The following is a 24563-nucleotide window of genomic DNA, read 5'->3' on the forward strand; positions in this document are numbered from 1 at the left end:
CTTCCTGTCTTATCTCTCCGTCGCATCAGCAATGGAGATACGAGGATGAGCCACGTGACAGACATTCCGGCGGCATCGCCGAATATCGCCCGCGACCATTTTCTGCGCCGGCTTTCCGTCGAGACCGACTGTTCCGACGTCGCCGCCGCACTGCGTGCCGGGGAGCCGGACTTTGTTCTCCTGCATGTGGTCGGTTCGCCGGAAGCCTATGGACGCCGCCATGTGCCGGGCGCGCTGCATCTGCCCCACCGCGAAATATCGGCCGGGCGGATGGTGCAATGGCCCGAAAGGACGCTGTTCGTCGTCTATTGCGCGGGACCGCATTGCAATGGCGCGGATCAGGCGGCCTTCAAGCTGGCCAGCCTCGGTCGTCCCGTGAAGATCATGATCGGCGGCATAACCGGTTGGCAGGACGAGGACCTTCCTTTCGCTTCAGGCAAGGAGCCCGGTGTCTTGCACGCGTGAGGCCACGCGATATGGTCGGCCTTGAAGACTGAGCAAGCATGCAGAAGGCGATGGTTAGAATTCGTCCATTCGAGCGCCAGGATGTCGGTGCGGTGCTCGCCCTCATGCGGGCGCTAGCCGTCTTCGAGGGTTATGACGACAAGCTTCGCGTCACCGAAGCGAACCTCATCGAGCACGGGCTGGGGCCATCGCCCCGGTTCGGCGTGTTGGTGGCGGAGCGAGAGGGCGTGATCGTCGGCATCGCCGTCCACTACCTCATCCCCTGGACCTACGACCTGAAGCCGGTTGTCTGGCTGAAGGAACTCTACGTCACTGAAGCGACGCGCGGCATGGGGGTCGGCCATGCGCTTGTTGAACAGCTTCGCCAACACGCTTTGAGCATTGGCGCCTCCGCCATCAAATGGACGGTGCTGAAATCCAACTCGCCGGCCAAAGCCTTCTACCGCTCGCTCGACGGCCAGCCCGACGATATCTGGGAACCGTGGCAGCTGAAAATCGACCCGTGACAGCCGCCTCGACCAACTGAGGGCGGTCGACCATGCGGCGGTCGCTTACGACATGGTGTCAAGCTTGCGCTGCATGGCGGCGATCTGTTGCTTCAGTTCCTGAAGGTCGTCGCCGCTCTTTTCCGGGACATCCTTGCGGGCCGGCTCGGGTGCAGCCGCGGCCGCAGCATTTGTGGCGGCGGTCGGGAAGGGCGTGAACAGGCGCATCGCGTTCTGGAACATTTCCATGTTGCGGCGTGTCTGCTCTTCCAGCGCCTTGATCGGAGTGGCGATCTTCATTACATCCAGCGGCGACTTGCCGATCGCGCCCTTCATCTGCTCGCGGAACCGCTCCTGTTCCTTGGAGAAGGCCATCATCGACTGTTCGAGGAAGCTCGGCACGATCTGCTGCATCTGGTCGCCATAGAAAGCGATCAACTGGCGCAGGAACGGGATCGGCAGCATGTTCTGCCCATCCTTGTTCTCCAGTTCGAAGATGATCTGCGTCAGCACCGGATGGGTAATGTCGTCACCGGTCTTGGCGTCCTGGACGGTGAACTCCTCGCCCTTCTTGACCATCTCGGCCAGATCCTCGAGCGTCACATAGGTGCTGGTGCCGGTATTGTAGAGCCGGCGATTGGCATATTTCTTGATAATGATAGGGTCGTCTTTCGCGGCCATCAGCATCCTCCCGGGACACCGGCGCGCCTGAGTAAGCCGCCGGTAACGATTGCGCCATTTTTAAGGATATGCGCAAAAGCTCTATAATTCCAAGCGCTTTGTGCAGTGCGGCATCATTTATTGCTGCATGGCCGGCCAATTATGCTGCGCAGCAAAGGTTGGGCGATCCCGCCGGCCGCTCACGCCCTGCTTGCGGCGCTTGGCCGGCATGCCCATTTCCGGTTTGACTTGGGGTGTGGAACGAGCAAGAAAAGTCCCAACAAGCCCCCAAGAACACGACACCTCGAAGTCTGGAGAGAAAAATGTCCGCTTCCAATTCAATCGTCGTTGCCAGCGCCGCACGCACGGCTGTCGGCTCTTTCAACGGCGCCTTCGCCGCCACCCCGGCGCATGAACTTGGCGCCGTCGTCATCAGGGAGCTTTTGGCGCGCGCCGGCGTCGAGCCGGGTGAAGTCGACGAGGTCATTCTCGGCCAGGTGCTGACCGCCGCGCAGGGCCAGAACCCCGCCCGCCAGGCGTCGATCAATGCCGGCCTGCCCAAGGAGACCACCGCCTGGGGGCTCAACCAGGTTTGCGGCTCTGGCCTGCGCGCCATCGCGCTCGGCATGCAGCAGATCGCCGCCGGCGACGCCACGGTGATCATCGCCGGCGGCCAGGAATCGATGTCGCTGTCGCCGCATGCCGAGCACCTGCGCGCCGGCGTCAAGATGGGCGACTACAAGATGATCGATACCATGATCAAGGACGGGTTGTGGGACGCCTTCAATGGCTACCACATGGGCAACACCGCCGAGAACGTCGCCCGCCAGTTCCAGATCACCCGCGACGACCAGGACCAGTTTGCGCTGGCCTCGCAAAACAAGGCCGAGGCCGCGCAGAAGGCCGGCAAGTTCAAGGACGAGATCGTCGCCTTCACGATCAAGGGCAGGAAGGGCGACACTGTCGTCGACCAGGACGAGTACATCCGCCACGGCGCCACCATCGACGCCATGTCCAAGCTGAAGCCGGCTTTCGACAAGGACGGCACCGTGACCGCCGCGAACGCGTCGGGCATCAATGACGGCGCCGCCGGCGCGCTGCTGATGAGCGAGGCTGAAGCCACAAGGCGCGGCATCACCCCGCTGGTGCGCATCGCATCCTGGGCGACGGCCGGCGTCGATCCGGCGATCATGGGAACCGGACCTATTCCCGCCTCGAAGCGGGCGCTCGAGAAGGCCGGCTGGTCGGTCAAGGACCTCGACCTTGTCGAGGCCAATGAAGCCTTCGCCGCGCAGGCCTGCGCCGTCAACAAGGGCATGGGCTGGGATACGTCGATCGTCAACGTCAATGGCGGCGCCATCGCCATCGGCCATCCGATCGGCGCGTCGGGCGCCCGCGTCTTCAACACGCTGGTTTTCGAGATGCGCCGCCGCGGCGCCAAGAAGGGCCTTGCCACGCTGTGCATCGGCGGCGGCATGGGCGTCGCTCTGTGCGTGGAAGCGCTGTGAACAAGAAGTGAGTAGTGAATAGGGAGTAGTGAATAGGGAAGAAGGAGCAGCGCGGCGGGATATCGATCCCTACTCGCTATTCCCTACTCCCTATTCCCTTCTTCCGACCAAAGGGAGGAAGAACTTTCAATGACCAAAGTAGCGCTCGTCACCGGTGGATCGCGCGGCATCGGCGCCGCCATATCGATCGGCCTGAAGAATGCCGGTTACACCGTTGCCGCCAACTATGCCGGCAATGACGAGGCAGCGGGGAAGTTCAGCGCACAAACCGGCATCAAGGCCTACAAATGGTCGGTCGCCGACTACGACGCCTGTGCCGCCGGAATCAAACAGGTCGAGGCCGATCTCGGCCCGGTCTCGGTGCTGGTCAACAATGCCGGCATTACCCGCGACGCCATGTTCCACAAGCTGACGCGCGAGCAGTGGAAGGAAGTCATCGACACCAATCTGTCTGGGGTCTTCAACATGACGCATCCGCTGTGGGGCGGCATGCGCGACCGCAAATTCGGCCGCGTCATCACCATTTCCTCCATCAACGGCCAGAAAGGCCAGGCCGGCCAGGTCAACTATTCCGCCGCAAAGGCCGGCGACATCGGCTTCTCGAAGGCGCTGGCGCAGGAGGGCGCGCGCGCGGGCATCACAGTCAATGTCATCTGCCCCGGCTACATCGCCACCGAGATGGTCAAGGCGATCGACCAGAAGGTGCTGAATGAACGCATCATCCCGCAGATTCCGGTCGGCCGCCTCGGCGAACCGGAAGAGATCGCGCGTTGCGTCGTCTTCCTCGCTTCCGAAGACGCCGGCTTCATCACCGGTTCGACCATCACAGCCAATGGCGGCCAGTATTTCGCCTGAACGACAGCATTTCGCCCGGTAGGACGGGCCGGCTTATGGCCCGTTTTTTCATCGCCGGCCGGCGATGTTCCCGGGCTGCGCGCTAGACATTGACCCGTTCCGGCACGCAAAGATTAACGATTTCCAGGCGCCCTGTGCAAAACCCGGTTCGCAAGCTGTGAATTCTCGGTGGACAAGCTGTGGATAACACAACATGTTGGGGTGAACAAACCAGGAAAATCCCGCCATCGCTGATTCATCGCCGATTCGTTCCGGCTTTTAGCGCAACGTTAGCGACCAAGGCCGAAAATCACCGGCAAATGGTTAAGGCCGATTAAGAAAATTCAACAATTTCCTAATGTTGGCCGAGGCGTATCGGATCACGACGATGCCCCGCCGGCAAAGGTTAACGCCAATGGTCGCCTTGCAGGAATCGGGCCAGTTTCCGCGATTCAGCATATGGTGAGACTCAGGCTCGCAAAATCCACATGTAGCCGTGAACAAAAGCTGAATCTGCCGGAGTCACTGATTCGTCGCCGATTCGTTCCAGACTCGTTCCAACTGTTAATTGAGACCTCAAAGACGACCGTGGGATTGCCGGCCGGAACATTCCGCTTTCGCTTCGCGCCTGAAATCCCTATGTGTCGCCTGTCATACGCGCCACGCGAGGCGCGCTCCCGACAACACGATGCAGAAAGCCTCATCTCCAGGCCGATGAACATCCAGCCGAAACACACCGAGCCGCTGATCCTGTCGGGCCGCGACGTGACTGCCGTGCTGGGTCCGACCAACACCGGCAAGACCCATCTCGCCATCGAGCGCATGGTGGCGCATGAGAGCGGCATTATCGGCCTGCCGCTCCGCCTTCTGGCGCGCGAGGTCTATGCCCGCGTCTGCGAAAAGGTCGGCGCCCACAAGGTGGCGCTCATCACCGGCGAGGAAAAAATCCAGCCGCCCGGCGCGAAATATTCGGTCTGCACCGTCGAAGCCATGCCGCGCGAGACCGACGTTGCCTTCGTCGCCATCGACGAGGTGCAGCTCGCCGGCGACCTCGAGCGCGGCCATATCTTCACCGACCGAATCCTGCACCTGCGCGGGCGCCAGGAAACGCTGCTGCTCGGCGCGGCCACCATGCATGGCATCCTGCAAAAGCTGCTGAGAGGCGTCTCGGTGGTGACGCGCCCTCGCCTGTCGCACCTGGCCTATGCCGGTTCGAAGAAATTGACCCGCCTGCCGCGGCGTACGGCGATCGTCGCTTTCTCCGCCGACGAGGTCTATGCCATCGCTGAGCTGATCCGCCGCCAGCAAGGAGGAGCGGCGGTCGTGCTAGGCGCGCTGTCGCCCCGCACCCGCAATGCCCAGGTGGCAATGTTCCAGGCAGGGGACGTCGACTATCTCGTCGCCACCGACGCCATCGGCATGGGGCTCAACCTTGATCTCGATCATGTCGCCTTCGCCCAGAACCGCAAATTCGACGGCTACCAGTACCGCAACCTGACGGCGGCCGAGCTCGGCCAGATCGCCGGCCGCGCCGGCCGGCATCTGCGCGACGGCACCTTCGGCGTCACCGGCCAGGTCGATCCGCTGGACGAGGAACTGGTCAAGCGCATCGAGGGGCACGAGTTCGATCCGGTGAAGGTGCTGCAATGGCGCACCGCGCATTTCGACTTCGCCAGCCTCGACGCGCTGAAGCGCTCGATCGAGGCCAACGCGCCGGTCGAAGGCCTGACGCGCGCGCTGCCGGCGGTCGATGCGCAGGCGCTCGAACATCTCTCCCGCGACGAGGACATCCGCGCGCTGGCTACCAATGCCAAGCGCGTCGCGCTGCTGTGGGAAGCCTGCGCGTTGCCGGACTACCGCAAGATCGCGCCGGCCCAGCACTCCGACCTGATCGCTTCTATCTACACCGACCTCGCCAAACACGGCCATGTCGACGAGAACTACATGGCCGAGCAGGTGCGCCGCGCCGATACGACCGAGGGGGACATCGACACGCTGTCGCACCGCATTGCGCAGATCCGCACCTGGACATTCGTGTCCAACCGGCCGGGCTGGCTGGCCGATCAGGCACACTGGCGGGAAAAGACGCGCGAAATCGAAGACAGATTGTCGGATGCGCTGCATGAGCGGTTGACGAAACGGTTTGTAGACCGCAGGACTTCCGTCCTCATGCGGCGCCTTAGAGAAAATACAATGCCTGAAGCCGAAATCAGTCCTACCGGAACCGTCCTTGTCGAAGGCCATCATGTCGGCGAGTTGCAAGGGTTCCGTTTCACCGCCGACCAGAGCGCCGGCGGCGAAGACGCCAAGGCCGTGCGCACGGCAGCGCAAAAAGCGCTGGCCGCCGAGTTCGAGGCACGTGCCGAACGCTTCGGCGCCTGCGCCAATGGCGACCTTGCGCTTGGCTCCGACGGCACGCTGCGCTGGATCGGCGCGCCGATCGGCACGCTGGTTGCCGGCGAGGACGCGCTGAAGCCGCGCCTGGTGCTTTTGGCCGACGAGCAGTTGACCGGTCCCGCCCGCGACAAGGTCGCCGCGCGCGCCGAGCGCTTCGTCAATTTCCAGATCGAATCCTTGCTGAAGCCGCTGGTCGACTTGAAGAATGCCGAGCAGATCGCCGGCATCGGCCGTGGCATCGCCTTCCAGCTCGTCGAGCATTTCGGCCTCATCAACCGCCGCGACATCGCCGAGGAAATGAAGTCGCTCGACCAGGAGGGTCGCGCCGCCTTGCGCCGGCTCGGTGTGCGCTTCGGCGCCTACCACGTCTTCGTGCCGGCGCTGATCAAGCCGGCGCCCGCCGGACTGATCACGCTTTTGTGGGCGCTGAAGAACGACGGCAAGGACAAGCCCGGCTTTGGCGACGTCGTGCACGCGCTGGCCTCCGGCCGCACCTCGGTGGTCATCGATCCGGCTTTCGACAAGAGCTTCTACAAGCTCGCCGGCTACCGTAATCTCGGCCGCCGCGCCGTGCGCATCGACATTCTGGAACGGCTGGCCGACCTGATCCGGCCTGCGACCAACTGGAGGCCCGGTCTGGGACAGCGCCCGGACGGCGCCTATGACGGCCAGTCCTTCATGGTGACGCCGCCGATGATGTCCATCCTCGGCGCCACCGCCGACGACATGGAAGAGATCCTGAAAGGTCTCGGCTATCGCGCCGAGCCGAAGCCGCCGGCAGAGGTCAAGGCGCGGCTGGAAGCACAGGACAACGCGGCGCGGGAAGCGGCTGCCGCCAAGCTGGCTGCGGACGCGGCTGCAAAAGCTGAACAGGCCAAGGCGACGGAAGCCGCTGCAAGCGAAGCCGTCGCTGAAGCGCCGGCCGTTGGATCGGAGCCGGATGCGGTTGCCGCCGCTGAGCCTGCGGCTGAGCAGCCCGTCGCCGAAGCCGCAGCGGAGGCTGTTGCTGCGGACGCTCAGCCGGGCGCGCCTCCCGAGGGTTCGGAGCCAACTGCGGCCGTTGAAGCCACCGCCGAAGCTCCAGCCATCGCGGAAGCAACGGCAGAGCCCGTCGCGGAAGAACAGGTCGAAGCTCCCCAAGTCGAAGCCCCCATAGAAATCACGGAAGAAGCTCCGGCTGTTGCAGAAGCTGACGACACCGTCCCCGAAAGCGCCGACGCCACCGTCGCCGAAAACGCCGACGCCCTTACCTCCCCCTCGATGGGGGAGGTCGCGGCGCGAAGCGACGCGGGTGGGGGTGACAGCGCTGACGAAACCGATAGTGCAGACCGCGTAGCCGATGCAGGCGCAACCGCCGACGCCGGCGCTGCCCCCACCCCGGCGCTGCGCGCCGACCCTCCCCACGAGGGGGAGGGTGGAAGCGCTGAGCCTGTCCCCGAGGCCGAAGCGCCAAAGCCCATCTTGCTGTGGCGGCAGGGTCGTTTCGAGCAGCGCCCGCGCCATCGTCAAGGCCGGGACAATCGCCCGCGTAACGGCCAGGCTGGCCGCGCCGATGCGCCGGCCGACGCTGCCGGCGGACAGCCGGCACCGGGCGAACGGCCGGCCTATCAGGGCCGGCGCGACCAGCGCGACGGTGCCGCCAAGCCACGCTTCGACCGTTCGAAGTTCAAGCCCAAGCCGCAGGCCGAGGGCGAACAGCGCCGCGACGGCAAGCCGCAAGGCGAGCGTCCGCGCGAGGGCCGGCCTGACTGGAAAGGCGGCAGGCCGGAAGGCAAAGGCGGACCGCAAGGCGCCAAGCCGGCTTTCCAAGCCAAGCCACGCGAGGAACGCCCTGCGCGCTTCGATCCGGACTCGCCCTTCGCCAAGCTCGCCGCATTGCGCGACCAGCTGAAGAAATAAGCCCCAGGTTCGCTGCGATGGTTGCTGAAGGTCGTCAGCGCATCGACAAGTGGCTGTTCTTTTCGCGCGCGATAAAATCGCGCTCGCTGGCGGCCAAGCTGGTTGTCGCCGGACGCGTCCGCATCAACAGCGACAAAGCAGCGCAGGCCTCCGATCTGGTCAAGCCTGGCGACGTTTTGACCATTACGCACGAGCGCCGCATTTTCATTTGGAAGGTGCTTGGCACCGGCGTGCGGCGCGGTCCGGCCGAGGAAGCGCGCACGCTCTACGAGGACATGTCCCCGCCGCCGGCGCCGAAAGGCGAGGCTGTTGCCGATGCCATTCCGGCGCTGCGCGACGCCGGCAGCGGCCGGCCGACCAAGAAAGAGCGCAGGCAAACCGACCGGCTGTTCGGCGAAGACTGAAGCCTTGGCCGTCTGCGCCATGCCGGCGGTCTGGAATTTCATTCCGGACACGCGGGCCCCGCCTGCAATGGCTGCCCTTGCAAGCGGCAGGCAAAGGCGTTACCTCACCAAAAAAGCCGCCGCATCGGCCCGAAAATCGGAAATCGATTTTTCGGAAGGCACGATGCGCAGATTCAAAGTGTCAGAGCGTACTTTGTGCGTCCAATTGGACGCACGTCGCTCTAGCAAGAACGGGACGTCCCGGAGCCGACCAATGACCTATGTCGTGACCGACAACTGCATCAAATGCAAGTACATGGACTGCATCGAGGTCTGTCCGGTCGACTGCTTCTACGAGGGCGAGAACATGCTTGTCATACATCCCGACGAGTGCATCGACTGCGGCGTCTGCGAACCGGAATGCCCGGCCGATGCAATCAAGCCCGACACCGAGCCGGGCCTCGACAAATGGCTGCAGGTCAACACCGAATACGCCGAGAAATGGCCCAACATCACCGCCAAGAAGGAGCCTCCGGCAGATGCCAAGAGCTTCGACGGCGAAGCCGGCAAGTTCGAGAAATATTTCTCCGCCGAGCCAGGCGAAGGCGACTGAGCACATGACGCTGGAATCGGAATCGATTTCGGAAAGGGTGATGCGCAAAGCAAAAAAGTGCGGCCTATTGGATCGTCATAACGCTGCGTAACGCGCATCATACATTAACTGCCTTGACAGGCGGCGATGGCGCTCGACCTTCGCGTTTGCAGCAAAACCTTGATTCTTCCGACTTTTTGTGCTACACCAGTTGAAACATGCCGGTGACACAACGTCGATTTATGGCGCAAGCGCCCCAAATCACTGAAAGGTGAAATCCCCAATCGGACCAGAGCGATCTGGGCCAGGCAGTCGCTATGTATGCGGTTTGCCGGTCCCGGCTTTTTCCGATGGGTTCATCTGTTGTGCGGCTAACGATCGGTGTCCCCGGTCGCATGCGTTCGGACCGGCAGGCCGCCGGTGCCACAACAAGGAGTTCAGGGCGTAATGGCAACGATCACCCCGCAGAAGAAGTCCACCTCGGCACGCCACGGTTTCAAGACCGGCGAGTACATCGTCTATCCGGCACACGGCGTCGGCCAGATCGTCTCGATCGACGAGCAGGAAGTTGCGGGCCACAAGCTGGAACTGTTCGTCATCGACTTCCAGAAGGACAAGATGCGCCTGAAGGTTCCGGTCGCCAAGGCGACCTCCATCGGCATGCGCAAGCTGTCGGAAGAGGATTATGTCGAGCGCGCGCTGAAGGTCGTGCAGGGCCGCGCCCGCGTCAAGCGCACCATGTGGTCGCGCCGTGCGCAGGAATATGATGCCAAGATCAATTCGGGCGACCTGATCTCGATCTCGGAAGTCGTGCGCGACCTCTACCGTGCCGACAACCAGCCGGAACAGTCCTATTCCGAGCGTCAGCTCTATGAGGCGGCACTCGACCGCATGGCGCGCGAGATCGCGGCAGTCAACCGCATGTCGGAAACCGAAGCCGTGCGCCTGATCGAGGTCAACCTCAACAAGGGCCCGAAGCGCGGCGCCAAGGCCGACAATGAGGAAGCCGAGCAGGAAGAAGCTGCCTGATCGCTTTCACCGTCGAAATCATGAAAAACCCGGCCTTGTGCCGGGTTTTTGTTTTTACCCCCTTGTGGGGTTCCAAGGACGGGCGAGACCCGTGGCTCGCCCAGCCAGGGTCGCTGCGAAGCAGCGAGGATGGGGACGACACCAGACCGCACCCGGACCTTCCGTCCGACCTCCCCACAAGGGGAACGTAGAAGGCTCAGCCGCCGGCTTCCTTCTCCGCCTCCTGCTTCAGCGTCGCAATAAAACGCTTGGTCCGTTCCCGCTCCGGATTGCTGAACACCACGGTGGACGGCCCCTTCTCGACGACGACACCAGCATCGAGGAACACCACCTCCTGCGCGATCTTGGAGGCAAGGCGAAGGTCGTGCGTGGCCATCACCATGGTGGTGCCTTCGCTGGCGAGTTTTCCGAGCACGTCGACCACTTCCTGCGCCAGTTCCGGATCGAGCGCCGAGGTCGGCTCGTCGCAAAGCAGAACCTTGGGCGACGGCGCCAGGGCGCGGGCGATGGCCACACGCTGCTGCTGGCCGCCCGACAGCGTTGCCGGCCAATCGTCCGCCTTGTGCGCCATGCCGACCTTCTCGAGCAGCGCCAGTGCCCGCTCGCGCGCCTTTGCCGTCGGCCATTTGAGCACCGTCACCAGGCCTTCCATGACGTTCTCGATCGCGGTGCGATGCGGGAACAGCTGGAAGTTCTGGAACACCATGCCGGTCTGCAGCCGCAGGCGCTGGATGTCGCGGCTGGGGATCTTGATGCCGGGACGGAATTCCAGCGTCTCGTCGCCGATGCGCACCATGCCCGAGGTCGGGATCTCCAACAGGTTGATGCAGCGCAGCAGAGTGCTCTTGCCACCGCCGGAGGGACCGACAAGCGCGGTGACGCTGCCTTCGGCAATGGTGACCGTCACGCCCTTCAGCACCAGATTGTCGCCGAAGCGCTTTTCGATATCGGTGAGGCCGATCATGAGCGCGCCTCCAGGAAGCCGCCATAGCGGTTGAGCCGCTCCTCCAGCCGCGTCTGCAAGGCCGAAAGCACCGAGCTCATCGCCAGATAAAGGATCGCCGCCTCGACATAGAGGATCAGCGGTTCATAGGTGGTGGCGACGATGCGCTGCGCCGCCTGGAACATCTCCGGCACGGTGATGGCGGCGGCCAGCGACGTATCCTTGACCAGCGAGATGAAGGTGTTGGACAGCGGCGGCACGGCGACGCGGCCGGCTTGCGGCAGGATGGTGCGCCGCATCGCCTGGCTCCAGGTCATGCCGATCGAATAGGCCGCTTCCCACTGGCCCTTCGGCACCGAGCCGATCACGGCGCGGATAATTTCCGAACTGTAGGCGCCTATGTTGAGGGTGAAGCCAATCAGCGCCGCCGGAAAAGCGTCCAGCAATATGCCGACCGAAGGCAGGCCGTAAAAGATCAGGAACAGCTGCACCAGAAGCGGCGTGCCGCGGAAGATCCAGACATAGAAGCGGACCACGGCAACCAGAGGCTTGGGACCGAACAGCCGCACCAGGGCGACAACCAGGCCGACGAACAGGCCGAGTGCGAACGACAGCAATGTCAGCGGTACGGTGAAGATCAACGCCGCCCACAGCAGTGTCGGCAACGAGTCCAGCATCAGGTGTAGCCAGTGCGGCACGAACGGCTCCTCCCCCACAGACCGCCGCGGTGACGGCAGTGCGATTGTGTGCTTCTCATATCATGCGAAAAACGGCGAGCCGTCAAAGACGGCCCGCCGCTATTGGTCATTGCCGGCAAACCGCCGGGAGATGGTCTTTACTGCGAGACATCCTGGCCGAAATAGGTATCGGCGATCCTCTTGTAGGTGCCGTCGGCCTTGATGTCGGCCAGCGCCTTGTTGATCGCCGCGACCAGCTCCGGATCACCCTTGCGCACGATGACGCCGGAATAGTCGGCGTTCTCTTCCTGCGCGGCGATCTTCACATTGGCGTCCGGCTTGTGCTTCTTGAAGTCGAGGAAAGACAGGCTGTCATTGATGGTGGCGTCGGCGCGGCCGGTGAGCAGCAGCTGGATCGACTGGTCGAAGCCGTCGGTGCCGACGAGTTCGGCGCCGTTGGTCTCGGCGAGCTTGCCGAAATTCGATGTCAACGACTGTGCCGACTTCTTGCCCTTGAGGTCGGCGTCTTGATGTCGGTGTTGTCGCCGCGCACGATCAGCACGGCCTTGGAGGCGATGTAAGGATCGGAGAAATCGTACTTGGCCTTGCGCGCGTCGGTGATGCCGACCTCGTTGATCACGGCGTCGTAGCGGTTGGCGTCGAGGCCGGCGATCAGCCCGTCCCATTTGCCTTCGAGGAACTCGACCTTGACGCCGAGCTTGTCGCCGATCGCCTTGGCGATCTCGACGTCGAAGCCGACCAGCGCGCCGGAAGCATCATGATAGGTGAAGGGCGCATAGGTGCCTTCGGTGCCGACTTTGAGGGTGCCGGCCTGCTTGATCTGGTCAAGATTGGCGCCGGCATGGCCTGATGTAACAGCCAGAACCTGAAGCGTTCCGGCGACGATGAGCGAATTGAGCCATTTCATTTCTGTGTGATCCCGTCCTTGGCCGGTGTCCGGCGCTTGTGAGAGCCGGAAACTGACAGATACAGCGCAGCAAAATAAGGAACCAGATTTCAAAAAAACGGCGATCCAGAAATCAGATTCTCAAAGCAGCTCGGATCGGTGCCAATAGTCCCGATCTGCGGTGTCGATGCGCCCTGTCGGACCGCACAAAACAACCGCCATCGGCGGCGGAACCAATCCCCGGTGTGGCACGTTCATGGCTTGTTGTAGGGCGCCGCGTTTCCATTTCAAGAACCCTTGGCTGCGCTAGGCCCGAAGCAATTCCAGGAAAGTGGGAAAGCGGTTTCCTTCGGAATTGCGTCAAACAGAGATAACGGCCGCCAGGCCGTCCGAAAATGTCCGGGAGCAGGAGCGCGGCATGATCGAAGACACGGCAGGACGGACCATGGTCCGCACGGCAATGAAAGCCCCTTACCTCGAGCGCGATGAGGAACATGTTCTCGCCTTGCGCTGGAAGGAAGACCAGGATCAGCAGGCGCTGCATCAGATTACCGTCGCCCATATGCGGCTGGTCATCTCCATGGCTTCGAAATTCCGACATTACGGCCTGCCGCTCGGCGATCTGGTCCAGGAGGGCCATGTCGGGCTGCTGGAAGCAGCCGCGCGTTTCGAGCCGGAGCGCGAGGTGCGCTTCTCGACCTATGCGACATGGTGGATCCGCGCTTCGATGCAGGACTACATCCTGCGCAACTGGTCGATCGTTCGCGGCGGCACCTCTTCGGCGCAAAAGGCGCTGTTCTTCAACCTGCGGCGCCTGCGCGCCCGTCTTGCCAACGGCGCCGAGCCGATCTCTAACGCCACGCTCTACCGCGAAGTCTCGGTAGCCCTCGGCGTCTCCGAGGCCGATGTCGAGAAGATGGATTCCAGGCTTTCAGCACCTGACTCTTCGCTCAACGCACCCCTCGCCGATGAGGCCGGTACCACCGAGCGGATGGACTTCCTGATTTCGGACGATCCATTGCCTGACGAGGTCGCCGGCGACACCATCGACGTCGAACGGCGCCTGATGTGGCTGAAGACGGCGCTCCGCGCGCTCAATGCCCGCGAACTCAGGATCATCGAGGAGCGTCGGCTGACCGACGAAGGTGCGACGCTTGAGGCGCTCGGCGAGACGCTCGGCATTTCCAAGGAGCGTGTCCGCCAGATCGAGGCCCGCGCCATGGAAAAGCTCAAGCTCGCGCTGGTCAAGCAGAACCCCGAATTCATGGCAGCGTGAGATTGCCAGGAACAGGGGTACCGCCCCGAGTTATCTCAGAAAAGTTATCTCAGAAAAAAGCACTACGAAGGCTGGGGTTTCTGACGAAGACCGGCGCTATCTGTCCGTGACGATCTTGACCTTGTCGCCGGCCGAAACCGAGGCGCCCGGCGACATCGCGTTGAGCACGCGGAACAGATCGAGCTTGCGGTCGACGCCGACCATCTGCGCCGAAAGTGTGCCCATCGTCTGCCCGGCCTGTACCGTGACGACGCGGATATGCAGCGGCTTCAGTGCCGCTTTCTCGGCGGGGCTGAGCACGCGGAACGAACCGCTGACCGAGCGTGCCACCGGATCGAGTGTCGTGCTGGCCGAGGGGGCCGCTGTCAAAAGCCGGTAGACTTGGCCGCCGGCGCGGATCACCGCAATGTCGAACTGCCAGCCATCGGCGCCGGCGTGCGCTGTCGCCGCCTCGTTGCCGTCGATCGTCTCCTGGCGCACACTGGTCTCGTCGAGACCGGCCACCCAGCCGCTTCTGATGTAGTCGGTCAGCGCACGATCCTTGTCGATCGACACACCGTCGAAGCGGATCGCCATGTCGCCGGGACCGGTCGCCGTCACCGCCGCCGCCGAATTGTCGATGATGAAGCCGTCGGGCACCGTGAACGAAACGCCGAGGCCCGGATGCAGGAAGGTCTGGCCGCGCACATAGCCCTCTTCCGGCGTGTCGCCATAGAGCAGGCCGTCTATCCCGGCCAGGAAGGAATCGCGGTCGCGGGTGCCGATGCCCGGCGCGCCGAACTGGCGGGCGTGGCGCTGCGCCAGATCAATTCGCTGCGGCGTGTTGGGGTGCGTAGCCAGGAAGTCGAGGCTGGCGTCGGTGGCGCCGCTGATCGAGCGGAAATCGGTATAGGCCGACATCGACTGCAGGAAACGCCCGGCGGCATAGGGATCGTAACCCGCCTCGCCGATCGATTTGATGCCGATCGCGTCTGCCTCCAGCTCCTGGTTGCGCGAGAACTGCGCCAGCCTCAGCTTGCCGCGGATCAATGCCTGCTTGGCGGTCGGACTGTCGCCCAGCACATCGGAGACCACCTTGGTCGCCAGGCCTTCCTCGGCCTCGAGCTGCTGTCGCTGCAGACCGTGATTGGCGGTGACGTGGCCCATCTCATGCGCGATGACGGCGGCGAGTTCGGCCGAATCATTGGCCAGCGCCAGCAGGCCGCGGGTGACGTAGAGATAGCCGCCCGGCAGCGCGAAAGCGTTGACGTTTGGCGAATTGAGGATGGTGATGCGATAGGTCTGGGTCGGATTGGCCGACACCACGGTCAGGCTGCCGACAACCTTGGCCACCATGCGCTCGAGCTTGGGATCGGAATATTCGCCGCCATAGGTGGCAAGGATGCGCGGATGCTGTGCCTTCGCCAGTTCGGCAAGCTTGCTGTTGGCGGCGACATTGTCGACCGTGATCGGCTTGTCGGAAGGCTGGAAGCCAGATTCCTGCACTTCGGGAGGCGTGAACATCTGGCAGCTGGCCAGCGCCACGGCAAGGCCGGCCAGCGCGAGGAAGCGCACCAGCGGTCTGCGTTTCAAAGTGTCAGTGCCGGTCGGCAGCACGGCGTTCCTTCAGCTCTCGGCGCATGATTTGGACCGGGGTCCGCGCCAGCGAAAAATCGGTTTTCGTTGGCAATCCTGCACACATCAAAAAACCTACAGCGTTTACGCATCCGGCCGGATGCGGCGCTGTAGGGGGCAAATCACGGCTCGTGCCGGACCAGTACTAAGCGGACCTAGCCACATCAGCTGGACCATGGCAAGCAAGCGCCACATCACCTGTAGCCGGTTTGGTCGTAAATTATGTCCGCTTCCGGGCAATATCGCGTGATCCGCCCGAACTTGCGCCGATATAGCGCCGAAACGCTTCAGGGCCAGTGCCGTCGAAAAAATCGGCGGCAGGTCCCGTCGCGGCAACCCTGCCATTGTCCAGAAAAACCATCTGCTCGCCGATACGGCGAGCGTCTTCCGGCTGATGCGTGACGAACAGCACCGTCATCGCCCGCTCGGCATGAACGCCGGCCACCAGGTCGAGCATGTCGTCGCGCAGTGCTGGCCCGAGCGAAGCGAACGGCTCGTCGAGCAGCAGCACTGGCCGGTCGCGCACCAGAACGCGGGCGAGCGCTACGCGCTGCCTTTCGCCGCCGGAGAGTTCGCGCGGCAGGCGCATCTCCTTGCCGGCCAGGCCGACGCGGTCAAGCGCCTCGGCGATTGCGGCGCGATCGGCGTCGGTCAGGTTGAGCGATGGCGAGCGGCCGAGCCCGACATTCTTCTCCACCGAGAGATGAGCAAACAGATTGTTTTCCTGGAATACCATCGACACCGGCCGCGCCGAAGGCGGCTCGGCGCCGACATCGGCGCCGCCGATCAGCACACGACCGGACTCCGGCGTCTCGAAACCAGCCACCAGATTGAGCAAGGTCGATTTGCCCGAACCACTTGCCCCCATGATGGCGGTGATCTTAGATGTATGGAATTCGACATCGAACAGGAATGACGTTTCGCCATAGCTGAACGAGACCTTGTCCAGCCGGACAGTCGTGCCTTTCTCCACAGCGGACGTCACGATCTCTCTCCCCGTCCCAGCCAGTCTGCCGCGACCACCAATGCAAGGCAGACCGCCCCGAGCAGCAAAGCCAGCCCGGCAGCATCGGCCGTGCGATAGCTGCCCGTGCGCGCCAGCAGGAGATAGGGCAAGGTCTGTACCGAATCGCTGCCGAACAGCGCGATGACGCCGAGATCGCCGAGCGACAGTGCCATGGCGAAGGCAAAGCCGGTGGCCAGCGGCCGCCGGAGCGATGGCCAGTCGACCAGAAGCAGCCGGTTCCAGCCCGCAATGCCGAGCTGCGCGCACAGCTTTTCGTGGCGCTCGCTCGCCGCATCATAGGCCGGGCGCATCGCGCGGATGGCAAAGGGCATCGCCATCACCGCATTGACGATGACGACCATGACCGGCGCGATGGCAAAGACATCGCTGACCGTGCGCAGCAGGAGAAACCAGCCGGCGCCGATGACAATGGGCGGCACGACGAGGACGAAGCCGGCGCCGGTGTCGGTGGCATGTTCGAGCAATGAACGGGCACTGGACCGGCGGCGCAGCGACAGTGCCCGCCGAGCCATGATCAGCGACAGCGACAGCGCCACCGAAAGTAGCGCCGCCGAGAGGGCGAGACCGGCGCTGGTCAGGGTCGCCTGACGCACGGCACTCTCGCCCGCCAGCCGGCCGAGATCGGCGCCGAGGCCGGACGCGACGGTGGCCGCCATTGGTCCGGCGACGAACAGCAAGGCGAGCACGATCAGGACGGCGTTGAACGCTGTTTCTGCTTTGCCGGCCAAGTGATAGCGGCGCGGCGCGACAGGCAAATTGGCGTCGCCGGTCACATTGGCGCCGAGCCGCGTCAGCGCCAGCATGACGGCGAAAGTCAGCGCGATCTGTAGCACCGTCAGCGTCACCGCTCGCGCCGGATCGAAGTCGAAACGCAGCGCCTGATAGATGGCGACTTCCAGCGTCGTCGCCGCCGGCCCGCCGCCGAGGATCAGGACGATGGTGAAGGAGGTGATGCAAAGCATGAAGACAAGCCCGGCGACGCCCGGCAGCGCGGCGCGCAGCACCGGCCACTCGATCAGCCGGAAGGCTGGCCTCGCCCCCATGCCGAGCTGGCTCGCCAGCCGCCATTGATCGGCCGGCACCGTTCCCAGCGCTTCGAGGAACAGCCGGGTGGCCAGCGGCAGGTTGAAGAAGACGTGGGCGACGAGGATGCCCGACAGCCCATAGATGTCGGGCCAGCTCTGGCCACCGATCGCGGCGAAATAACCGGCGCGGCCATAGAGCGCCAGTATTCCCAGCGCTCCGACAATTGCCGGCAAGGCAAGGGGCACAGTGAATAGCTGCAGGATGAAGCCGCGTCCGAAGAAGCGCGGATGCCGCGACAGCGCCCGGGCGACGAAGAGCGCCGGTACGGCGGAAAGCAGAGTCGAGAGCGCAGCCTGCCAGAGCGTGAAGCGGACAACGCGCAGGAGATAGAGGTCAAAGGCGGACGCGGCGCCGGAAAGGTCGTGCGCGCCTTCGCGGATAAGGCCGGCGAAGGCGCCACCGATCAGCAGCGCGATTGCCGCAAGCGCGACAATGCCGGCCGTGATGCGGGGGTCAGAGCGTTGCACTCTTTACCGGGCGTCGCGTTCCTTCGCGCCCCCCTCTGTCCTGCCGGACATCTCCCCCACGAGGGGGGAGATTGGCGGTTTTAGCGCTCCGCTCATTCCTGCAGCTTCGGAGATTGGCGAAAGTCAACGTAAAGGCCAATCTCCCCCCTCGTGGGGGAGATGTCCGGCAGGACAGAGGGGGGCGCCGTAGAGCACTCATCTTTTGACTATACAGCCAAATCTACTTGCTCATCACCGCCAGCCATTCATCCACCCAGGCCTTGCGATTTGCCGCGACCTCTTCCGGGCTGAACAGCAAGGTCTTCGCCGGCTTGACCAGCCTATCAAAAGCCGGATTGAGCGGCTTGTCGGTTTTCCCGGCCGGGAACATCCAGTTGGTCTCCGGAATGACATCCTGGAATTTCGGCCCGGTCATGAAGGCCAGGAACTTCGCCGCCAGCGGATTCTTCGCGCCCGTGGTGGTGATGCCGGCGACCTCGACCTGCAGATACTCGCCTTCCTCGAACGAGGCCGCCTGGTAGCGCCCGGTGTTCTCGGCCACCATGTGGTAGGCCGGCGACGTCGTATAGGAAAGCACCATCGGCGCCTCGCCCTTGGAGAACAGGCCATAGGCCTCGCTCCAGCCCGGCGTCACCGTCAGCACTTTGCCCTTGAGTTTCGCCCAGGCTTCCGGCGCCTTGTCGCCATAGACCGACTTGACCCACAGCAGCAGGCCGAGGCCCGGCGTCGACGTCCTCGGATCCTGGATGACGATCTTGTCGGCGGCATCGCCCTCGACCAGTTCCTTCAGGCTCTTCGGCGGGCTCTTCAGCTTTTCGGTGTCGTAGACGACGGCGAAATAACCATAATCGTAGGGCACGAAAGTGTCGTCGCTCCAGCCGCCCGGCACGTTGTTTTCAGCCACCGCGCCATGTGGGACAAACAGGCCGGAAGCCTTGGCTTCCGCGGTGAGGTTGGTGTCGAGACCAAGCACGATATCGGCCTTGGTCGAGGCACCTTCGAGCTTGACGCGGTTGAGAAGTGCGACGCCGTCGGCGACCGAGACGAAGTCGACGCTGCAGCCACACTCGGCCTCGAATTCCTTCTTCACCTGGGGGCCTGGACCCCAGTCGGCAGTGAAACTCTCATAGGTATAGATCGTGAGTTTTTCCTGCGCGCACGCAGGGCTTGCCAGTAGCGAAACAGCAAGCCCCAGCGCTGGGACAAGACGGGACAAAAAAATGCGCATCGGCGCCTCCTTCATTCGTGTTGAAAGGAATTGAGGCGTCGGGCTGTCCGAAGCGTCTAATCCCTCCGCCGGTACAAACCGGATCAGGTTCAGCGGGTTGGCGAGACTGCCTCTCAGCCGGTCCGCGAAGATCGCGTCCGGCACCCCGTTAGAGCGTTTCGACACATAGGCCCGGCCAAGGTGCCACGCAAGCGGAAGTTTGCCCGAGCATGATCCCGGAAAGTGGAATCCGTTTCCGGAAAAAGATCATGCTCCAACAAAGAGTGACGGTGCCGCTCGGCCTTCCGTTTCGTCGGCGGGGCTGGTAAGGGCCAGCGGATATGAGCACATTCACCATCTTGCTTGGCGGCGATCTCGTCCGCACGCCGCGGCTCGACCGCCAGGTCGCGGGCACGCGCGTCATCGCCGCCGACGCCGGCATCGGTCATGCCCGCCTGATCGGCCTGATGCCGGAGCTGTGGGTCGGCGATTTCGATTCTGTGCCGGCGGACCTGCCTGCCGATCTCGCCGCCGTGCCGCGGGAGGTGTTTCCTCCCGAAAAGGACAAGACCGATGGCGAACTGGCGATCGCGGCGGCATTGGAACGCGGCGCCACCAGCCTGGTGCTGGCCGGCGCTTTCGGCGGCAAGCGCGCCGACCACGCCTTCCTCCATCTGGCGCTCAGCCTGCGGCTGGCCGAGGCCGGCACAAAAGTGCTGTTGACCAGCGGAGCGCAGGAAGGCGCCCCTCTGCTGCATGGCAAGGCCGGCTTCGACTATGCCGACGGAACGCTGTTTTCGGTGCTCGGCTTTTCCGATCTTTCGGGCCTCACCGTGTCCGGCGCGAAGTGGCCGCTCGACCATGTCGAGGTCTTGTTCGGCTCGTCGCTGACCATCTCGAACGAGGTCAAGTCCAACACGACCGGGGGCGGCCTCGAAATCGCGCTCGGCCATGGCCGCGCGCTGCTGCTCGCCCACCCCTACCCCTTGCCTGAAAGCTGACATGGCCCCGCCCCTTCTCAACCTCGACGGCATAAGACTGACCTTTGGCGGCACGCCGCTGCTCGATGGCGCCGAACTGACGGCGTCCGCCGGTGACAAGATCGCGCTCGTCGGCCGCAACGGCTCCGGCAAGTCGACGCTCCTGAAGATTGCTGCTGGTCTGATCGAGCCGCAAGACGGCGAGGTCTTCCGCCAGCCTTCGTCAACGGTGCGCTATCTCCCGCAAATGCCCGACATGGACGGCTTTGCCAATGTGCGCGCCTATGTCGAGGCGGGGCTTGGGCCTGCCGACGATCCCTACCGCGCCACATATCTGATGGAGCATCTCGGCCTCGCCGGCACGGAGAACCCCAACGATCTCTCCGGCGGCGAGGCGCGCCGCGCAGCACTTGCCCGCGTCATGGCGCCCGAACCCGATATTCTGCTGCTTGATGAGCCGACGAACCATCTCGATTTGTCGGTCATCGAATGGCTGGAAGAAGAGCTTGTCCGGACGTCTTCGGCGCTGATCGTCATCTCGCACGACCGTCGCTTCCTCGAACGCGTCTCGCGCGCCACTGTCTGGCTCGACCGTGGCCAGACCCGCCGCCTCGACAAGGGCTTTGGCCATTTCGAGGAATGGCGCGACCTTGTGCTGGAAGAGGAAGAGCGCGAACAGCACAAGCTCGGCCGCCAGATCGTGCGCGAGGAGCATTGGCTGCGCTATGGCGTGACGGCTCGCCGCAAACGCAACATGCGCCGCCTGGGCGAACTGCAGACCATGCGCCAGCGTTTTCGCGGCCATCGCGGCGCCGAGGGCTCGGCGACCATGGTGGCCAGCGACGCCGCCGAATCCGGCAAGCTGGTGATCGAGGCCAAGAACATCGAGAAGAGTTTTGGCGACCTGACCGTGGTCAAGGGCTTCTCGACCCGCATCCAGCGCGGCGATCGCGTCGGCCTTGTCGGGCCGAACGGCGCCGGCAAGACGACGCTGTTGAAGATGCTCACCGGCGAGATGAAGCCCGATGCCGGCTCGGTGCGGCTCGGCACCAATCTGGAAATCGCCACGCTCGACCAGAAGCGCGAGGCGGTCGATCCGGCCGAGACCCTGGCGCAGTATCTCACGGACGGGCGCGGCGAAAACCTCGTCATCAATGGCGAGCAGCGCCATGTCGTGTCCTACATGAAGGATTTCCTGTTCAAGCCGGAACAGGCGCGCACCCCGGTGCGCGAGCTGTCCGGCGGCGAACGGGCGCGGCTGCTCCTGGCGCGTGTTCTGGCGCGGCCGGCCAACCTTCTGGTGCTCGACGAGCCGACCAACGATCTCGACATGGAGACGCTGGAACTGTTGCAGGAACTTGTCGCCGGCTTTGCCGGCACGGTCATCCTGGTCAGCCACGACCGCGACTTCCTCGACCGCACCGTCACCAGCATCATCGCCCCGGACGGAGGCGGCCGCTGGATCGAATATGCCGGTGGCTATTCCGACATGCTGGCGCAGCGCGGCGGCACCCGGCTCGACGACCGCAAGGCGCGCGCCAAGGCCGAAGCCAGCGATGCGCCGGCGCCGGGCAAGAGCGAGCCGGCAGCGCCAAAAGGGCCGTCGAAGAAACTGTCGTTCAAGCAGAAATTCGCCCTGGAATCGCTGCCCAAGAAGATCGAGGCGGTAATGGCCTCGATCTCGCGTTTGGAAAACAACATCGCCGATCCCGCCTATTACGAGCGCGACCCGGCCTCGTTCCAAAAGACCATCGCCGCCCTCGACAAGGAACGCGCCACGCTGGCCGCACTCGAGGAAGAGTGGCTGGAACTGGAAATGCTGCGTGAGGAGATGGAGGGGTAGCATTGCCTGCGGTCTTTTATGCGCGTATATTGTGCGCATGAAAGGAGGCATCTCCGTGCTTCAATCGACGCCAAAAACTCAGCGGACCTCTGTCAACACGTCCATTGACTCTCAGTTGATCAAGGACGCCAAAGCGTTGGGCATCAACATCTCCCGCGCTGCCGAAGCAGGGATCGCGAAAGCGATTGCGGCGGAGAAAACGCGTCGATGGCAAGAAGAAAACAGGGAAGCCATCGAAAGCTCCAACGAATATGTCCGAAAGAACGGACTGCCATTGGCTAAACACCGGCCGTTCTGATGGCGCGTTACGATTTCTATCGGAGTACCGAGAGCGACGGTTATCTTCTCGACGTGCAGTCAGATATGCTTGAAGGGCTGAGCACGAGGGTGGTCGTTCCTTTGATGCCGCCCGAGATTGCCCCGCTTCCTGGCCGCCGCCTGAACCCGACCTTCGCTATAAACGGCAAAGATCTTGTGATGGTCACACAGTTTGTGTCGGCCTTCAGCGCGTCCGAATTGCGGATGCCAGAGGGAAACCTTTCTAGACATCACGACGACATCGTCGCCGCCCTCGACATGCTGTTCCAGGGCTTCTGAGCGAAGGCAGCCGCTACTGCCGCCCGTCAACCTGCCGTCTTGGCCTGCCAGGCCTTCAGCGCCTCGTCGAACACCTTCTCGCCCGGAATGCCCTTTTCCATGGTCAGCAGCGCCCGGCGTCCGGTCTTGTAGACCACCGGCACGTCGATCCAGTCCTGGCCTCGAAGCAAGGTCATATTGGCGTCCTCGTCGGCCTTGGTGTCGTTGAGCGCCACCAGGAAGAAGCCGTCGGCGATCTTGGCCGGAATGCCGATCAGCGGGCTGCCGGCATCCTGTTCCGAACTCTTCATGGCGACGCGCAGGATGTTGTCGACGCCACCGCCGTCAAAGCCCTCGGGCGTCAGGAAGATCATCTCGATGATGTGGCTGGCCGGCAGCGTCTGGTCGGTATTGCGGCGGATGGTCATGCGCAGCTGGATGTCCTTGCCGGGAATGGTCGCCTCGGCGCGGATCGCCGGCTCGGGCGGCAGGTCGCCGCCGGGCGATTCCTGCACCAGCGACCAGACGATGCTGCCGGGTTCGGCCGAACCTTGCGCGGTCGAGGTGCGTTCCTCGTAGAAGATCGCCTTCTGGCCGACCGCAACGGTCGGCGCGGGAGCGGCGGCCGCCGGCGCAGCGGGCGGCGTGGCGGCGGCATCAGCCGGTGCTGCCCCATTGGCCGGCGGTGCGACGCCATCGGCGGGCGGCGTTGCCGGTGGCGTGGCGGAAGCGTCGGGCGCCGGCGTGGCGGGCGCGCCCGTGGCTGCGGCGTCGCCGGCCGGCGGGGTCGCAGGCGCTGGAGCCGCAGGTGGCGCTGGAGCCGGGGGGGGCGGTGTGGTCAGCGCGGCGACGGACTCGCCCTCGCCGATGCCGCTTTGACCGGCCGCGGGACCGGGGTCGGTTTCACCGCCTTCGGGCGACAGGCGCTGGGTGAACTTCGTTCCCTCGCCGGCAGCGGCCGGTGCCGGTGCATCGGCCGCGGGCTTGGCCGGCGCCGGCTTTACCAGCGGTTCGGTCGAGACCGTCTTGGTGTCGCCGCCGAGGCCCAGCATCGAGCCAAAGGCATCCTTGTTCAGCCAGATGCCATAGCCGCCGCCGGCGACCACCAGAAGCGCGACGACAGCCGCGATCAACCCGCCATAGCTGCGCCTGCGCTCGGCTGGGCGCAGGCGCTGGAACGTGTCCGCGACCGGCTGCTCGTCATTGGCGAACACATCGGCGCTGTCGTCGTCGGCGTCCAGCTCCACGGCTTGCTTGTCGATGGTTTCTGCACGCGCCGCAGGCGACGGCGGTGTCGGCGCGGGCCTCTGCCAGCTCGGCTCTGTCCTGGCGGTCGGCGCCGGCTGCACGGGTTTCGCCGGCTGCCAGGCCGGCGCAGGCGTGGCGGAAGGCTTTACATGACTGGACTGGTTCTTGTTGCGGTCGATGGAGGAGAAGATGTGCTCCAGCTCCGCCAGCGGATCGGATGCCGGCACCGCCCTGGCATAGTCGCGCTCGACGCTCGAGATGGCATCTTCCAGGGATCGCTTCTGCGTGCTTATGGCTTCGGCGGCCAGCGGCGGCGAATACTCCGCAAGCTTCTTTGCCAGCATGGTACGAACGCTGTCATAGATCCGCGTACGCTTTTCGGGCGTTTCGTCGCCGTGCTTGTCGAGCGCCTTTTTCAGAATAGCAACGAAATCTGCCATGCTTCAGTCGACCTGTATTT

The 24563-nt window shown here is 63.9% G+C and carries 21 protein-coding genes, 1 pseudogene and 1 riboswitch; of the genes and pseudogenes, 13 read left to right on the top strand and 9 right to left on the bottom strand.

The window, feature by feature from the left end:
• The first annotated feature begins 45 nt into the window (after nt 1–45).
• Nucleotides 46–465 (top strand): rhodanese-like domain-containing protein, encoded by a 420-nt coding sequence (locus tag NKJ64_RS06895; RefSeq protein WP_352462212.1) that lies wholly within the window; start codon nt 46–48, stop codon nt 463–465.
• 50 nt (nt 466–515) lie between these two features.
• Nucleotides 516–971 (top strand): GNAT family N-acetyltransferase, encoded by a 456-nt coding sequence (locus NKJ64_RS06900; protein ID WP_031194243.1) that lies wholly within the window; start codon nt 516–518, stop codon nt 969–971.
• Between the two features lie 45 nt (nt 972–1016).
• On the opposite strand, the gene phaR is transcribed toward NKJ64_RS06900, so the two are convergent.
• The gene (phaR, locus tag NKJ64_RS06905; protein ID WP_023685813.1) at nt 1017–1631 is read right to left on the bottom strand and encodes a polyhydroxyalkanoate synthesis repressor PhaR; all 615 of its coding nucleotides are present in this window, start codon (nt 1629–1631) and stop codon (nt 1017–1019) included.
• Nucleotides 1632–1933: 302 nt separating this feature from the next.
• Here phaR and NKJ64_RS06910 point away from each other — a divergent pair, with 302 nt between their 5' ends.
• From NKJ64_RS06910 to NKJ64_RS06935, 6 genes are all read left to right on the top strand, one after another.
• On the top strand, nt 1934–3118 hold the full coding sequence (locus NKJ64_RS06910) for an acetyl-CoA C-acetyltransferase (RefSeq protein ID WP_023673832.1): 1185 nt from the start codon (nt 1934–1936) through the stop codon (nt 3116–3118).
• 129 nt (nt 3119–3247) lie between these two features.
• Complete coding sequence (gene phbB / locus NKJ64_RS06915) at nt 3248–3973, top strand: acetoacetyl-CoA reductase (protein WP_023673831.1); 726 nt, start codon at nt 3248–3250, stop codon at nt 3971–3973.
• Between the two features lie 693 nt (nt 3974–4666).
• Nucleotides 4667–8248 (top strand): helicase-related protein, encoded by a 3582-nt coding sequence (locus tag NKJ64_RS06920; RefSeq protein WP_352462293.1) that lies wholly within the window; start codon nt 4667–4669, stop codon nt 8246–8248.
• Between the two features lie 17 nt (nt 8249–8265).
• Nucleotides 8266–8652, top strand: a complete 387-nt coding sequence (locus NKJ64_RS06925) for an RNA-binding S4 domain-containing protein (RefSeq protein ID WP_023673663.1) — start codon at nt 8266–8268, stop codon at nt 8650–8652.
• Nucleotides 8653–8905: 253 nt separating this feature from the next.
• Nucleotides 8906–9244 (top strand): ferredoxin FdxA, encoded by a 339-nt coding sequence (gene fdxA, locus NKJ64_RS06930; RefSeq protein ID WP_013529180.1) that lies wholly within the window; start codon nt 8906–8908, stop codon nt 9242–9244.
• 426 nt (nt 9245–9670) lie between these two features.
• On the top strand, nt 9671–10252 hold the full coding sequence (locus tag NKJ64_RS06935; protein WP_023673664.1) for a CarD family transcriptional regulator: 582 nt from the start codon (nt 9671–9673) through the stop codon (nt 10250–10252).
• 196 nt (nt 10253–10448) lie between these two features.
• Here the strand turns inward: NKJ64_RS06935 and NKJ64_RS06940 are convergent, their stop codons facing one another.
• From NKJ64_RS06940 to NKJ64_RS06950, 3 genes and pseudogenes are all read right to left on the bottom strand, one after another.
• Nucleotides 10449–11216, bottom strand: coding sequence for an amino acid ABC transporter ATP-binding protein (locus NKJ64_RS06940; protein ID WP_023673665.1), 768 nt, complete (start codon nt 11214–11216; stop codon nt 10449–10451).
• A complete protein-coding gene (locus NKJ64_RS06945; RefSeq protein WP_023693608.1) occupies nt 11213–11893 on the bottom strand; it encodes an amino acid ABC transporter permease in 681 nt (226 codons plus the stop codon). The genes NKJ64_RS06940 and NKJ64_RS06945 overlap by 4 nt, the downstream gene beginning before the upstream one ends.
• A gap of 137 nt (nt 11894–12030) precedes the next feature.
• Nucleotides 12031–12800, bottom strand: a pseudogene (locus tag NKJ64_RS06950) (amino acid ABC transporter substrate-binding protein).
• Between the two features lie 397 nt (nt 12801–13197).
• Here NKJ64_RS06950 and NKJ64_RS06955 point away from each other — a divergent pair.
• Nucleotides 13198–14055, top strand: coding sequence for an RNA polymerase factor sigma-32 (locus NKJ64_RS06955; RefSeq protein WP_023693606.1), 858 nt, complete (start codon nt 13198–13200; stop codon nt 14053–14055).
• A 96-nt stretch (nt 14056–14151) separates the two neighbouring features.
• On the opposite strand, the gene NKJ64_RS06960 is transcribed toward NKJ64_RS06955, so the two are convergent.
• From NKJ64_RS06960 to thiB, 4 genes are all read right to left on the bottom strand, one after another.
• On the bottom strand, nt 14152–15558 hold the full coding sequence (locus NKJ64_RS06960; protein ID WP_245260366.1) for a M48 family metalloprotease: 1407 nt from the start codon (nt 15556–15558) through the stop codon (nt 14152–14154).
• A 331-nt stretch (nt 15559–15889) separates the two neighbouring features.
• Nucleotides 15890–16654: a thiamine ABC transporter ATP-binding protein gene (gene thiQ, locus NKJ64_RS06965; protein ID WP_023835385.1), complete on the bottom strand. Its 765-nt coding sequence runs from the start codon at nt 16652–16654 to the stop codon at nt 15890–15892.
• Nucleotides 16651–18249 carry a thiamine/thiamine pyrophosphate ABC transporter permease gene (gene thiP, locus NKJ64_RS06970; RefSeq protein WP_352462214.1) on the bottom strand — a complete coding sequence of 533 codons (1599 nt, stop codon included), beginning with the start codon at nt 18247–18249 and terminating at the stop codon, nt 16651–16653. Before thiP ends, thiQ begins: the two co-directional genes overlap by 4 nt.
• A gap of 220 nt (nt 18250–18469) precedes the next feature.
• Nucleotides 18470–19477, bottom strand: coding sequence for a thiamine ABC transporter substrate binding subunit (thiB, locus tag NKJ64_RS06975; protein WP_023754101.1), 1008 nt, complete (start codon nt 19475–19477; stop codon nt 18470–18472).
• A gap of 43 nt (nt 19478–19520) precedes the next feature.
• A riboswitch (TPP riboswitch) is annotated at nt 19521–19635 on the bottom strand.
• Between the two features lie 162 nt (nt 19636–19797).
• Between thiB and NKJ64_RS06980 the strand changes: the two genes are divergently transcribed.
• The 4 genes from NKJ64_RS06980 to NKJ64_RS06995 are packed head-to-tail and all read left to right on the top strand — an operon-like array spanning nt 19798 to nt 22876.
• Nucleotides 19798–20457 carry a thiamine diphosphokinase gene (locus NKJ64_RS06980; RefSeq protein WP_023737031.1) on the top strand — a complete coding sequence of 220 codons (660 nt, stop codon included), beginning with the start codon at nt 19798–19800 and terminating at the stop codon, nt 20455–20457.
• Nucleotide 20458: 1 nt separating this feature from the next.
• Complete coding sequence (locus NKJ64_RS06985; protein ID WP_023737032.1) at nt 20459–22279, top strand: ABC-F family ATP-binding cassette domain-containing protein; 1821 nt, start codon at nt 20459–20461, stop codon at nt 22277–22279.
• 55 nt (nt 22280–22334) lie between these two features.
• A complete protein-coding gene (locus NKJ64_RS06990; protein WP_023693600.1) occupies nt 22335–22577 on the top strand; it encodes a type II toxin-antitoxin system CcdA family antitoxin in 243 nt (80 codons plus the stop codon).
• On the top strand, nt 22577–22876 hold the full coding sequence (locus tag NKJ64_RS06995) for a CcdB family protein (RefSeq protein ID WP_023673676.1): 300 nt from the start codon (nt 22577–22579) through the stop codon (nt 22874–22876). Before NKJ64_RS06990 ends, NKJ64_RS06995 begins: the two co-directional genes overlap by 1 nt.
• A gap of 26 nt (nt 22877–22902) precedes the next feature.
• Here NKJ64_RS06995 and NKJ64_RS07000 read toward each other — a convergent pair whose 3' ends face one another.
• Nucleotides 22903–24543 (bottom strand): hypothetical protein, encoded by a 1641-nt coding sequence (locus NKJ64_RS07000; RefSeq protein WP_027050813.1) that lies wholly within the window; start codon nt 24541–24543, stop codon nt 22903–22905.
• Nucleotides 24544–24563: the final 20 nt, after the last annotated feature.

It is taken from the genome of Mesorhizobium sp. M0062 (genome assembly GCF_040323125.1).
In the GTDB taxonomy this organism is placed as follows: domain Bacteria; phylum Pseudomonadota; class Alphaproteobacteria; order Rhizobiales; family Rhizobiaceae; genus Mesorhizobium.

Excerpts from the sequence above, each read along its gene's own strand:
- NKJ64_RS06955 (WP_023693606.1), top strand. The coding sequence starts at position 13,198 with ATGATCGAAGACACGGCAGGACGGACCATGGTCCGCACGGCAATGAAA.
- thiB (WP_023754101.1), bottom strand. The coding sequence starts at position 19,477 with ATGCGCATTTTTTTGTCCCGTCTTGTCCCAGCGCTGGGGCTTGCTGTT.
- NKJ64_RS06935 (WP_023673664.1), top strand. The coding sequence starts at position 9,671 with ATGGCAACGATCACCCCGCAGAAGAAGTCCACCTCGGCACGCCACGGT.
- phbB (WP_023673831.1), top strand. The coding sequence starts at position 3,248 with ATGACCAAAGTAGCGCTCGTCACCGGTGGATCGCGCGGCATCGGCGCC.
- fdxA (WP_013529180.1), top strand. The coding sequence starts at position 8,906 with ATGACCTATGTCGTGACCGACAACTGCATCAAATGCAAGTACATGGAC.
- NKJ64_RS06980 (WP_023737031.1), top strand. The coding sequence starts at position 19,798 with ATGAGCACATTCACCATCTTGCTTGGCGGCGATCTCGTCCGCACGCCG.
- NKJ64_RS06960 (WP_245260366.1), bottom strand. The coding sequence starts at position 15,558 with ATGTTCACGCCTCCCGAAGTGCAGGAATCTGGCTTCCAGCCTTCCGAC.
- NKJ64_RS07000 (WP_027050813.1), bottom strand. The coding sequence starts at position 24,543 with ATGGCAGATTTCGTTGCTATTCTGAAAAAGGCGCTCGACAAGCACGGC.
- NKJ64_RS06900 (WP_031194243.1), top strand. The coding sequence starts at position 516 with ATGGTTAGAATTCGTCCATTCGAGCGCCAGGATGTCGGTGCGGTGCTC.
- NKJ64_RS06995 (WP_023673676.1), top strand. The coding sequence starts at position 22,577 with ATGGCGCGTTACGATTTCTATCGGAGTACCGAGAGCGACGGTTATCTT.
- NKJ64_RS06985 (WP_023737032.1), top strand. The coding sequence starts at position 20,459 with ATGGCCCCGCCCCTTCTCAACCTCGACGGCATAAGACTGACCTTTGGC.
- NKJ64_RS06895 (WP_352462212.1), top strand. The coding sequence starts at position 46 with ATGAGCCACGTGACAGACATTCCGGCGGCATCGCCGAATATCGCCCGC.
- NKJ64_RS06920 (WP_352462293.1), top strand. The coding sequence starts at position 4,667 with ATGAACATCCAGCCGAAACACACCGAGCCGCTGATCCTGTCGGGCCGC.
- NKJ64_RS06940 (WP_023673665.1), bottom strand. The coding sequence starts at position 11,216 with ATGATCGGCCTCACCGATATCGAAAAGCGCTTCGGCGACAATCTGGTG.
- phaR (WP_023685813.1), bottom strand. The coding sequence starts at position 1,631 with ATGGCCGCGAAAGACGACCCTATCATTATCAAGAAATATGCCAATCGC.
- NKJ64_RS06910 (WP_023673832.1), top strand. The coding sequence starts at position 1,934 with ATGTCCGCTTCCAATTCAATCGTCGTTGCCAGCGCCGCACGCACGGCT.
- NKJ64_RS06925 (WP_023673663.1), top strand. The coding sequence starts at position 8,266 with ATGGTTGCTGAAGGTCGTCAGCGCATCGACAAGTGGCTGTTCTTTTCG.